Origin of the sequence: Paraburkholderia sp., assembly GCF_035656215.1 — a bacterium.
Classification (GTDB): Bacteria; Pseudomonadota; Gammaproteobacteria; order Burkholderiales; family Burkholderiaceae; genus Paraburkholderia.
The window spans coordinates 1-11,665 of the sequence record NZ_DASRSY010000406.1 but is presented as its reverse complement, the minus strand read 5'-3'; the positions used below and the strand labels follow the sequence as shown (position 1 = coordinate 11,665).

General features: G+C 60.0%; 9 protein-coding genes, 1 tRNA gene and 1 pseudogene. 5 read left to right on the top strand and 6 right to left on the bottom strand.

Annotation, left to right across the window (positions count from 1 at the left end):
• From VFE81_RS23850 to VFE81_RS23825, 6 genes are all read right to left on the bottom strand, one after another.
• Positions 1 to 196: glucosaminidase domain-containing protein (locus VFE81_RS23850; protein ID WP_325046940.1), on the bottom strand; the 196-nt coding region annotated here is incomplete at its 3' end.
• Between the two features lie 347 nt (positions 197 to 543).
• Positions 544 to 1,095 (bottom strand): hypothetical protein, encoded by a 552-nt coding sequence (locus tag VFE81_RS23845; protein WP_325046939.1) that lies wholly within the window; start codon positions 1,093 to 1,095, stop codon positions 544 to 546.
• Between the two features lie 7 nt (positions 1,096 to 1,102).
• The gene (locus VFE81_RS23840) at positions 1,103 to 1,678 is read right to left on the bottom strand and encodes a hypothetical protein (protein ID WP_325046938.1); all 576 of its coding nucleotides are present in this window, start codon (positions 1,676 to 1,678) and stop codon (positions 1,103 to 1,105) included.
• On the bottom strand, positions 1,679 to 2,533 hold the full coding sequence (locus VFE81_RS23835) for a TIGR04255 family protein (protein WP_325046937.1): 855 nt from the start codon (positions 2,531 to 2,533) through the stop codon (positions 1,679 to 1,681).
• A 425-nt stretch (positions 2,534 to 2,958) separates the two neighbouring features.
• Positions 2,959 to 3,033, bottom strand: a tRNA-Arg gene (locus VFE81_RS23830).
• A gap of 237 nt (positions 3,034 to 3,270) precedes the next feature.
• Positions 3,271 to 3,462 carry a rubredoxin gene (locus tag VFE81_RS23825; protein WP_325046941.1) on the bottom strand — a complete coding sequence of 64 codons (192 nt, stop codon included), beginning with the start codon at positions 3,460 to 3,462 and terminating at the stop codon, positions 3,271 to 3,273.
• 322 nt (positions 3,463 to 3,784) lie between these two features.
• On the opposite strand from VFE81_RS23825, the gene VFE81_RS23820 reads away from it, so the two are divergent.
• The 5 genes and pseudogenes from VFE81_RS23820 to VFE81_RS23800 form a co-directional block, all read left to right on the top strand.
• Positions 3,785 to 4,186 (top strand): DUF4399 domain-containing protein, encoded by a 402-nt coding sequence (locus VFE81_RS23820; RefSeq protein ID WP_325046936.1) that lies wholly within the window; start codon positions 3,785 to 3,787, stop codon positions 4,184 to 4,186.
• 237 nt (positions 4,187 to 4,423) lie between these two features.
• A complete protein-coding gene (locus VFE81_RS23815; protein WP_325046935.1) occupies positions 4,424 to 6,352 on the top strand; it encodes an ATP-binding cassette domain-containing protein in 1,929 nt (642 codons plus the stop codon).
• A 415-nt stretch (positions 6,353 to 6,767) separates the two neighbouring features.
• Complete coding sequence (locus tag VFE81_RS23810; RefSeq protein ID WP_325046934.1) at positions 6,768 to 8,753, top strand: DNA topoisomerase IV subunit B; 1,986 nt, start codon at positions 6,768 to 6,770, stop codon at positions 8,751 to 8,753.
• A gap of 62 nt (positions 8,754 to 8,815) precedes the next feature.
• On the top strand, positions 8,816 to 11,140 hold the full coding sequence (parC, locus tag VFE81_RS23805) for a DNA topoisomerase IV subunit A (protein WP_325046933.1): 2,325 nt from the start codon (positions 8,816 to 8,818) through the stop codon (positions 11,138 to 11,140).
• 290 nt (positions 11,141 to 11,430) lie between these two features.
• Positions 11,431 to 11,665, top strand: a pseudogene (locus VFE81_RS23800) (hypothetical protein); the annotation flags it as partial.

The window sequence follows — 11,665 nt, the reverse complement described above, 5'->3', positions numbered from 1 at the left end:
CGACCACTGACCGTCCCCAATTGCTCTCAAGAGCGGACTGCGCGATAACCAGACCGGCGGGCACGCGATATTTGCGCTGGATTTCCTGCGCTGCGGCTAGGTGTGAATTAATGAACGCCTGGACGTAGGCCGGCGCCTCGTGATGCCGGGGCTGATGATGTGATGCGTGATGGCGATGGGCGGCCGGTTGTGTCATGACATTCGCATTCATCAGGAGAAATAGCGTTCAGCATGCCATAGCGCCGTTGCTGTAGGCAACACGTCCCATGCGGGAGGCATAAAAGTTACTTGGCCGCTCGGCGCGGGGAAAGACAGCGTCCCGCAGAAAGGTGCCCTATCAAGCCCGAAGACGTCGACGCGTGGCTTAATCCGGATCATTCTGGATGACCGCGAGCGGCCGTACTACGAACATCAAATGGCGGCATGAACCGTCGGCGTGGCCGTGCAGCCGGCAGGTTTCTTCTGAAATGCAAAGAGCCCGTATGGCCGGGCTCTCTTAAATTGAACAGACGTCGGATCGCGGTCAAAGGCCTATCCGCCTGGCTACACCATGATGTTCTCGGTCATGGCGTAAAGCTCGTATCGGATACGTCGGGCTTCCTGCGTGCCGTGCGCAAGCTGACAAACGTCCGCGTGTGCGATGTTGTCCGCAAGGGCTGTGTCATACACTCCAAACGCACGGTTGTCGTCGCACGTCACTTCCCGAATACGCGAAACAGGAAGTTTGCCCAGTGAGAGCACTGTTACAGGGGTCTTCTCGGCATTTTCGGGCTTGGCGTTCCGCTCATCCGCACGCGCCTTTGCTCGCTCTACGACCGCCTCTACGCTTGTGTAGGCTAATCGATCGCTGGAAAAGCCTCTGTTTGTGACGTCGTCAAACCATATCGGCTTGATCTTCTGCAATGCGTCGTCGTAAAAGTTTGGGTGCGTCACCTGTCTGACGATCAGTTCTTCGTTTTTTACAGTCCCCGGCGAATGTTCCGACGCAATTTCCTCTTCCCACGCGAGCGCGTCTGCAACCTTCTGTAGAGCCTTTACCTTTTGCTTGTCTTCTGCGTGTTCCGCAAAAAACTCCCTGCATGCGTTCCCCGGCATGGCTACCCTATGCGTTTTGCCCTCGGCCAAGCATTTGGAAGAACCAATCTTGGCTGAGGCCGTGAAGATCGTCCACCGCAGCGAACTTTTCTTCCCTTGTTTGCTTATTTTTCACAAAGAGCGACAAGGCGCCGCTGCCCTCAAATGCTACATCCGCATAAAAAGAGGTCAGATCCCAGTACAGGCCGATATCTCCAGACGACCCAATCATGGGAGTGGGAATCGCGATTCCGCTAGGCAGTCGATCCAAAAATGCGATTGCGTCACGCACATGGCCAGAATCAGGTGGCGTGCCGCCGTTTCCATCCCAGTCATCTTGTAGCGATGAATAGCTAGAAATTTCGTTCTGCGCCAACGTTAACCGGTCAATCGGAATCGATACGTTTTCAAACACGGGTTCCAAGTCGGTCTGCGCAATGTTTCCGCCATTTCCGACATATATCGGAGCGAACGACGAACTGATGTCCGTCGGACTGGCAATCACTGGTGGTTGACTTGTATTGAGCCAATCGGTCGCCTGCGTAATCGGTTGCGTAAGGGTAGCCCCGACAACTGCTACGCTCAGCATGGTAGCTAGTTTCATTTAAGCTCCTTGTTGAACGGTTAAGCCGATTTTTCCTCTGACCGCGTCTGAAAAAACTGACTGTAATGTTTGCTTGTTTGTCCTGTGCAACATAGGCATAACTGCGCCCAGCGCAGCCACCGCGCGCTCCTGCGACCAAACGGGAGTGCCGAAAGTAACTTTGTGGGTCAGCATCGTGGCGATCTGCCGCTGATTGTTCAAGTCGCCCACGTTCACGTTTACATTGTTGAGTAGGTGGCCTGGCCATTCTCCCCCCATCTCCTCTATATAACCGTGATGCGAGTGCCAGGCAGACCTCTGGCCATAGCAGTTAGGAGGCAGGTAAGGTGACTCCGCTTGGAAAACCTCGCGCAAATCAAGGTGAGACGGATCGTCACGCCAATAGAACAGATCTTGGTATTGCAAGGTAAGTGTGGTCAACGCCCGCCCAGACAAGACCAATGGCAGGACGATTTCCAGCCATCCTTGGACGCGCGGCCAGACGGTATCCCATCTACTGTATTCATTGAGAGCGACGAGACAACTTCCCCTTTGGACTTGAATCATCCGCGTGAAGCTACCGGGAACCTGGCTGCCCGTATGAATGAACTGAATGCCACCCAACTGTGCGGCAGGTGCCACAGGCGCTACTGGGGGCTTGGGCTTATGGAACTTGCTCGTCTTCTTCGGGGCTTCAACGTTGACCGTTATCTGCTGCTGTTCCTGAACCACGGGAAACGAGGACTGAAACCGGGGCGCAAGTTGACGGACTGCCTTTAAGGTCGCCGTGTCGAGCGGTGTCGCCCATTCGAGGACGAAAGCCACGCTTTGAACTGCATGGTCGCCCGCAAAGGGGTGGAGTGCTTCGATAGTCATATTATCTTTCGTTTGGAAACAGCCGCCGGACCCCGGAGTCAGTTTTGTCGGCGGGGCTAGCCGTTACTAGCCGCATATTGCCACTAATAGTAGGGAAAAGTGGCCGGTCGCGCAATGCTTGGCGCGCCGCGAACGGTCCGAGGCGCAAAACATTGCAATCGATCGTACTTAAGCGCCGTTGCGACCAAAGTGCAAAAAGCCCGCGAAGGCGGGCTTTTCTTGTTGCTACCGATTTGCTACGGCAGTGGTACCAAACCATATCTGACAGGTCTCGCGCCTGTCATTCCACGCCTGAACTACCGGATGCGAGCATTCGGCTAACGTTTTCGGCATCAGGGGGGCAGCGCAGTTGATAGTTTAGTTACGCCATTTTTACGCCAATTGTAACATCGAGCCTTTGTGGGTAAGGCGTACGGGCGAATTGCTGGTCCCCCCGACAGGAATCGAACCTGTATCTAGCGCTTAGGAGGCACTTGTTCTATCCATTGAACTACGGGGAGAGGACCGAACCGAAATAATCGCTGCAATTCCGCCGACGAACAACCCCAGGCAGAATCCGGCGAGTCCAAATTCGCCAGCGAGCGCAGAGTATATCAAACACGCCTTGCCGCGAGGAGGGCGGCGAAGCCCGCCCCACAAAGCAAACGGCCCAGCAGGCATCCCTCGCTGGGCCGCGCGAACCGTCCGGCGCACTACCGCACTACATCAGGCAGCGCACCCCGTTCAATCAAGCTAACTCAGAATTCCACCACTGCAAACTCTGCCTTGCCTACATCGCACAGCGGGCAGCGCCAGTCGTCCGGAATCGCGGCGAAGCGCGTGCCGGGGGTGATACCTTCTTCGGGAATGCCTTCTTCTTCGTTGTAGATCCAGCCGCAAATCAGGCAGACCCAGCTCTTATATTCAATCAGTTCGATTACTTCGCTCACGACGTACTCTTCTTTGGTTCGGTGCATTGATCCGCCCAGTCCGCCCCTTTTTGGGGCATGGCGGCGACCCGCAATATTACCGGAATTTGTCAAATGGACCGCCAAATACCCATGCGGCATCGCCGCAAAGCGAAGACATGTCCGGGCCCGCGTGACGGATCTCGGCATACACACCGTGTATGCTCTGATCCGCAGCTAATCTTTTGGACAGGCGCGCCGGGCGTCTGGCATGCATTGCGACGATCCGCCTCAGGAGACTGGCGCCCCCATCGCGCCTTGCGTGCCCCGCGCATGACTCTCGTTTCCAACAAGGAGAAAAACGATGATTAAAAACAAATGGCTGGCCGGTACGGTACTGGCCGGGTTGCTCGCCGTGTCGGGCGCGGCGCAGGCCGCTGGCGTGTCTTTTGTGCAACCGGCGGACGGCGCAACCGTCAGCAATCCGGTGCACGTGGTGTTCGGCGTCGACGGCATGAAAGTCGCGCCGGCGGGCACGATGACGGAAGGCTTGGGCCATCATCATCTGCTGATCGACGGCAAGCCGCTCCCCAAGGGCGAAGTGATTCCCGCTAACGACAAATCGCTCCACTTCGGCAAGGGGCAGACCGAAACCGATCTGACGCTGCCGCCGGGTGACCATACGCTGACGCTGCAATTCGGCGACGGCGCGCATCGTTCGTATGGCCCGGACATGAGCAAGACGATCACGGTGCATGTGAAGTGACGTGACGGGTGAGACGGCTGGGCGTGCGCGAGCGCCGTCCGGCCGCGGTTTCCGTTTTGTATGCTGGCTTGCGCAGGGCTTGAACGCAGTCGGATCCGATCTGCATAGGGCTTGCGTACGGTTTATCCCCGTTTTGCAAGCCAGCCAATCGGCCTATCTCTTCCGGCATACAGGCACCCGCTCGTGCGCCCGGTACAATGAGCAGTTCCGACTCATCGCTGTCTTCTCCAATTCTCCATGTCGCTTTACACCATTACCGGGGCCCAACTGGCGTTCGGTCACGTCGCGTTGCTCGATCACGCGGATTTCTCTCTCGAAGCGGGCGAGCGCGTCGGGCTGATCGGCCGTAACGGCGCGGGCAAGTCGTCGTTGCTGAAGATCGTCGCCGATCTGACCAAGCCTGACGACGGTCTGGTCACCCGCCAGCAGGGTCTGACGAGCGTCTACGTGCCGCAGGAGCCGGAGTTCGATACGGACGACACGGTATTCGACGCGGTCGCCGCCGGCTTGACTCACGCCCGTGCGCTGCTGGACGAGTACGACGTGGTCGCCAATCAGCTTGCCGACGAGCCGGAAGGCCCGGAGCACGACGCGCTGATGTCGCGCATGAACACGCTGCAATCGGCGCTTGACCATTCGGACGCCTGGAACTGGAGCACGCGCGTAGCCACCACGCTGCAGCAGATCGGTCTGAATGGGGAGGCGCGGGTCGGTTCGCTGTCGGGCGGGATGCAAAAGCGCGTCGCGCTGGCGCGCGCGTTGGTCGTGCAGCCGGACGTGCTGCTGCTCGACGAACCGACCAACCACCTCGACTTCGATGGCATTCGCTGGCTCGAAGACCTGCTGGTCTCGCTGCGCGCGGGTCTACTCTTCATTACCCACGACCGCGCGTTTCTCGACCGTGTCGCCACGCGCATCGTCGAACTGGATCGCGGGCGTCTGCTGTCGTATCCGGGCAATTTCAGCGCCTATCAGACCAGGAAGGCGCAGCAGCTTGAAGTCGAGCAGGTCGAAGCGGCCAAATTCGACAAGCTGCTGGCGCAGGAAGAAGTGTGGATTCGCAAGGGCGTGGAAGCGCGCCGGACGCGTAGCGTCGGCCGGATCGCGCGGCTCGTGGAGATGCGCAACGAACGCGCCGAACGCCGCAACGTGCTGGGCAACGTGAAGCTCGACGTGGGCCAGGGTGAGAAGTCCGGCAAGATCGTCGCCGAACTGACTGACATCACCAAGCGCTACGGTTCGCGCACGGTGGTGGACAACTTCACGGCCACCGTGATGCGCGGCGACAAGATCGGCTTTGTCGGTCCGAACGGCGCAGGCAAGACCACGCTGCTCAAGATGATCCTCGGCGAATTGCCGCCGGACGAGGGCACGGTGCGCGTCGGCACCAATCTGCAGGTCGCCTACTTCGACCAGATGCGCGCGCAGCTCGATCTGGATAAGAGCCTTGCCGATACGATCAGCCCGGGCAGCGAGTGGGTTGAAGTCAACGGCCAGAAGAAGCACGTCATGAGCTATCTGGGCGACTTCCTGTTCGCGCCGGAACGCGCGCGTTCGCCGGTCAAGTCGCTGTCGGGCGGCGAGCGCAATCGCCTGCTGCTGGCGCGTCTGTTCGCGCGGCCGGCCAACGTGCTGGTGCTCGACGAACCGACCAACGACCTCGATATCCCGACGCTCGAACTGCTCGAAGAGCTGCTCACCGAATACGACGGCACCGTGCTGCTGGTCAGCCACGATCGCGCGTTTCTCGATAACGTCGCGACGTCGGTGATCGCCGCGGAAGGCGGCGGCAAGTGGCGCGAGTACGTCGGCGGCTTTACCGACTGGCAGATTCAGCGCGACCGCTCGCAGCAGATGGCACAGGAAGCACAGAAAGAAGCGGCCAAAGAGGTGGCGTCGAAGGACGGTGGTGCAGCAGCAGGCCGTAATACGCAGCGCGCCGCCAAGCTGTCGTTCAAGGATCAGCGCGAACTTGAGGCATTGCCGGCGAAAATTGCCGCGCTCGAGGCCGAGCAGAAAACCATCGGCGCTCAACTCGAAGACGGTTCGGTCTTCGCGAAAGACGCTCAGGAAGGCACGCGTCTGACCGCGCGCTATGCCGCGATCGACGAGGAACTGCTGATCGCGCTGGAACGCTGGGACGAACTGGAAAACAAGCGCAAATGATGCGCGGGGTCGGCGCGATCCGAGATTGCGCCGACATCACGTCCAGAATGGGGGCCGGGGGTGTGCCGCGGTCTCATCGCGGTCTCAGAATAGGCCGCACCCGGGCGTCGCCCCTTATCCAAACGGCCAATCCCGCACCGCGTGAATTGCCGCCTGTATCGAAATCAGTAAAATACCCCGCGAACAGGCTTCCCCGGCGTTCGCACCGGCTGGCCGTTGCCGGGCTGTAGAGTCCGCATCGAGCCACCGTCGAGCACGCCCATGGGAAGCCAGGCGATAAAACAGCTTGCCCGCACTGCGGGCACTCTACCTAACCCCGTTGTTTCGTTTCGCTTTTTTTGAAAACTCAACGCATTGTCCACGGACCTGTCCACAGGACCTGTGGACAACGATGAACCGACGCACCGAGTCAACCATGTCTACGAAAAAGCCAAACGCCGCGTATAGCGAAGCGTCGATCAAGGTGTTGAAGGGCCTGGAGCCGGTCAAGCAACGGCCCGGGATGTACACCCGCACCGAAAATCCGCTGCACATCATTCAGGAAGTCATCGACAACGCGTCGGACGAGGCCCTCGGCGGCTACGGCCGGCAAATCACCGTCACGCTGCACGCGGACCATTCGGTCTCGGTCGAAGACGACGGCCGCGGCATTCCGTTCGGCCTGCATCCGGAAGAAGGCGTGCCGGTCGTCGAAATCGTTTTCACGCGCCTGCACGCGGGCGGTAAGTTCGATAAAGCCGCCGGTGGCGCGTACACGTTCTCGGGCGGCCTGCACGGCGTCGGCGTGTCGGTCACCAACGCGCTGTCCACCCGCCTCGACGTCACCGTGTGGCGCGAAGGCAAAATCGCCGAGTTGAGCTTTGCCAACGGCGACGTCGCCAAGGAGCTCGAAGTGCGGCCTGCCGCGCGCGGCGACAAGAAGTCCGGTACGCGTGTCACTGCATGGGCCAATCCGAAATACTTCGATTCGCCGAACCTGCCGCTCGGTGAACTGCAGCGTCTGTTGCGCTCGAAAGCGGTGCTGTTGCCGGGCGTCGAAGTGACGCTGATCAACGAGAAAACCGGCGAAACGCAAACCTGGAAATACGAAGACGGCCTGCGCGGCTATCTGCTCGAAGGCATGAACGGCAGCGATCTGCTGATTCCGCTGTTCGAAGGCGAGCGTTATGTCGAAAACTCGCGCGTCAGCGAAGAGACGTTTGCTGAAGGCGAGGGCGCGACATGGGTCGTCGCGTGGAGCGAAGAAGGCACGCTCATGCGCGAGTCGTACGTCAACCTGATACCGACGCCTGCGGGCGGTACGCACGAATCCGGTTTGCGCGACGGTCTGTTCCAGGCGGTGAAGAGCTTTGTCGAGCTGCACAACCTGCAACCGAAGGGCGTGAAGTTGCTGGCGGAAGACGTGTTCGCGCGCGTGTCGTTCGTGCTGTCGGCGAAGGTGCTCGATCCGCAATTCCAAGGGCAGATCAAGGAGCGCCTGAATAGCCGCGATGCGGTGAAACTGGTGTCGTCGTTCTCGCGGCCGGCTTTGGAATTGTGGCTGAATCAGCACGTCGAGCACGGCAAGAAACTCGCCGATCTCGTCATCAAACAGGCCCAGGCGCGTACCCGTGCCGGCCAGAAGGTCGAGAAGCGCAAGAGCTCGGGTGTGGCCGTTCTGCCAGGCAAGCTGACCGATTGCGAATCGACGGAAATTGGCCGCAACGAACTGTTCCTCGTCGAGGGTGATTCGGCGGGTGGCTCGGCGAAGATGGGCCGCGACAAGGAATACCAGGCGATCCTGCCGCTGCGCGGCAAGGTGCTGAACACGTGGGAAACCGAGCGTGACCGGCTGTTTGCCAACAACGAAGTGCACGATATTTCGGTGGCGATCGGCGTCGATCCGCATAGCCCGGACGACAAGGTCGATCTGTCGAATCTGCGCTACGGCAAGATCTGCATTCTGTCGGACGCTGACGTCGACGGTTCGCACATTCAGGTTCTTCTGCTCACACTGTTCTTCAAGCATTTCCCGCAGCTGATCGAGCGCGGGCATGTGTGCGTGGCGCGCCCGCCGCTGTTCCGGGTCGATGCGCCCGCGCGCGGCAAGAAGCCGGCGCAGAAGCTCTATGCACTCGACGAAGGCGAACTCGAAGCGATCCTCGACAAACTGCGTAAGGACGGCGTACGCGAGACGCAATGGTCCATCAGCCGTTTTAAAGGCCTCGGCGAAATGAGCGCGGAGCAGTTGTGGGACACGACGATGAACCCCGACACGCGGCGCCTGACACCGGTGGCGCTCGGCGATCTCGACTACGACGCCACGGTGGCGCGTATGACGATGCTGATGGGCAAGGGCGAAGCAGCGTCGCGGCGCAGCTGGCTGGAAGAAAAGGGCAACGAAGTGGAAGCGGACATCTGAGCGCGCTCATAGCGCCTCAGTTCACAAACACACTTCACGCCAAACACGGATACGGAATCTAGATGGACGACGATAACACTCTCGACCTTTTCACCGAGCCGCCGCCGCCCGAAGGCGACTTTCTGACGCTAGGCAATTATGCGGAACGTCAGTACCTCGACTACGCGGTGAGCGTGGTCAAGGGGCGCGCGCTGCCTGACGTGTGCGACGGGCAGAAGCCGGTGCAACGCCGCATCCTGTTCGCGATGAACGAGATGGGCCTGGGCGACAACGCGCAGCCAGTCAAGTCGGCACGCGTGGTGGGTGACGTGCTCGGTAAGTATCATCCGCACGGCGACCAGTCGGCGTATGACGCCTTGGTGCGCCTCGCGCAAGACTTCTCGATGCGCTATCCGCTGATCGACGGCCAGGGTAACTTTGGTTCGCGCGACGGCGACGGTGCAGCGGCAATGCGCTACACCGAAGCGCGTCTCACGCCGATCGCAAAACTATTGCTCGACGAAATCGACCAGGGCACGGTCGACTTCATGAAGAACTACGACGGCAAGGAGGACGAACCGAGGCAATTGCCCGGGCGTTTGCCGTTCGTGTTGCTGAACGGCGCATCCGGTATTGCGGTGGGGTTGGCCACGGAAATCCCGTCGCACAATCTGCGCGAAGTGGCGGCAGCAGCCGTCGCGATGATCCGCAATCCGAAGATCGAGCACGCCGAGTTGATGCAACACATCGCCGGGCCGGACTTCCCGGGCGGCGGTCAGATCATTTCCAGCGACGCCGAGATTTCCGCGGCATACGAAAGCGGCCGCGGCAGCCTGAAAGTGCGTGCCCGCTGGAAGATCGAAGAACTCGCGCGTGGTCAGTGGCAACTCGTGATCACCGAACTGCCGCCGAACACGGCAACGCAGAAGGTGCTCGAAGAAATCGAAGAGCAGACTAACCCGAAGATCAAGCTCGGCAAGAAGACGCTCACGCCCGAACAACTGCAGACCAAGCAGACCATGCTCGCGCTGCTCGATGCCGTACGTGACGAATCGGGCCGGGACGCGCCGGTGCGTCTGGTGTTCGAGCCGAAGTCGAGCCGCATCGATCAAACCGATTTCGTCAACACGTTGCTCGCGCATACGAGTCTCGAATCGAACGCGTCGCTGAATCTGGTGATGGTGGGCGGCGATGGCCGGCCGCGTCAGAAGGGCCTGAGCGAAATCCTCCATGAGTGGGTCACGTTCCGCTTCGTGACGGTCACGCGCCGCACGCGTCATCGTTTGACCAAGGTCGACGACCGGATTCATATCCTCGAAGGCCGGATGATCGTCTTTTTGAATATCGACGAAGTCATCCGCATCATTCGCGAATCGGACGAACCGAAGGTCGCGTTGATGGCCGCGTTCGGCTTGTCCGATCGTCAAGCCGAAGACATTCTCGAAATCCGCTTGCGTCAGTTGGCGCGGCTCGAGAAGATCAAAATCGAGAAGGAACTGTCCGAACTGCGCGACGAGAAGGCCAAGCTCGAGGACCTGCTTGGCAGCGAATCGGCAATGAAGCGTCTGCTCATCAAGGAAATCGAAGGCGACGCGAAGCAATACGGCGACGAGCGCCGCACGCTGATCCAGCAGGAAAAGCGCGCAACGTTCGAAGCGCGCGTGGTCGACGAACCGGTGACGGTAGTGGTGTCGCAGAAGGGCTGGGTGCGCGCGCTGAAGGGCCACGGTCTGGATGCAGCCGGTTTCACGTTCAAGGCCGGTGACGGACTCTACGCGGCGTTCCAGTGTCGCACGCCGGATACGCTGGTCGCGTGGGGCAGCAATGGCCGCGTTTATTCGGTGGCGGTTGCGATGCTGCCGGGCGGGCGAGGGGATGGCGTGCCGGTTACTTCGTTGATCGAGCTCGAGTCGGGCAGCCATCTGATGCATTACTACGCGGCTTCCGCGGATCAGGCATTGCTGCTCGCATCGAGCAACGGCTTCGGCTTTATCGCCAAGGTCGGCGACATGGTGAGCCGCGTGAAGGCCGGCAAGTCGTTCATGACGATCGACGCAGGCGCTACCCCGCTCGCGCCGATGCCGATGCTGCCGGATGCGACGCACATCGCGTGTCTGTCTTCGGGCGGGCGCCTGCTGGTGTTCGGTCTCGACGAGATGAAGACGCTCTCGGGCGGCGGTCGTGGCGTCACGCTGATGGCGCTCGACGACAACGAAACGCTGGTGCAGGCCTTGTCCATCAACAAAGCGGGCGTGGTGTTGATCGGCACGCGTCGCGGTGGTCGTATCGACGAAGAGAAACTGAGCGGCGCCACACTCACACCGCACATCGGCAAGCGGGCGCGCAAGGGGCGTGCGCCTGAGAGCAAGATGAAGCTCGACGGTATGCGTCCGGTGTTGGCGGCTTAAAACGCCATAAGGACGCTGCGTTAGGAAGCTGCATTAGGAATCTGTTTGAAGCAGGAAAACGTAGCAACACGGCGCGCGTTATTCGCAGATGAAGCGCGCCGTGCGTCGCAAAAAATACGGGGTGCAGCTGCGTTGCGGCATCGGGCGCGTTGCAATAACAACTACAAAGAATGTTAAGACGCCGTCAAGCCACGGAACTGCACGCATAGCGCGCGGTCGAATGCGCTCAATAGCCGCTGCTAATATCATTCGTAATAAGCGGTGTGGCGTCGTCGGGAGAGGAAAACAAAATGAACAAAGCTATCGAACTCGCGCTGTTTCTACATCTGCTCGCGGTCGCTGTGTGGGTGGGTGGGATGATATTCGCGCATTTCTGTCTGCGGCCGGCAATCGCCGACCTTTCGCCGCAACTGCGCTTGCCCCTGTGGGAATCGGTGTTCGGCCGCTTCTTTAATTGGGTCGCCGCTGCCGTGCTGGTGATTCTCCTGACCGGCGGATTTTTGCTGATGCAGTTCGGCGGCGGTC

Coding starts and splice junctions, on each gene's coding strand:
- VFE81_RS23845 (WP_325046939.1), bottom strand. CDS start 1,095: ATGCCGGGGAACGCATGCAGGGAGTTTTTTGCGGAACACGCAGAAGAC.
- VFE81_RS23840 (WP_325046938.1), bottom strand. CDS start 1,678: ATGAAACTAGCTACCATGCTGAGCGTAGCAGTTGTCGGGGCTACCCTT.
- VFE81_RS23835 (WP_325046937.1), bottom strand. CDS start 2,533: ATGACTATCGAAGCACTCCACCCCTTTGCGGGCGACCATGCAGTTCAA.
- VFE81_RS23820 (WP_325046936.1), top strand. CDS start 3,785: ATGATTAAAAACAAATGGCTGGCCGGTACGGTACTGGCCGGGTTGCTC.
- VFE81_RS23815 (WP_325046935.1), top strand. CDS start 4,424: ATGTCGCTTTACACCATTACCGGGGCCCAACTGGCGTTCGGTCACGTC.
- VFE81_RS23810 (WP_325046934.1), top strand. CDS start 6,768: ATGTCTACGAAAAAGCCAAACGCCGCGTATAGCGAAGCGTCGATCAAG.
- parC (WP_325046933.1), top strand. CDS start 8,816: ATGGACGACGATAACACTCTCGACCTTTTCACCGAGCCGCCGCCGCCC.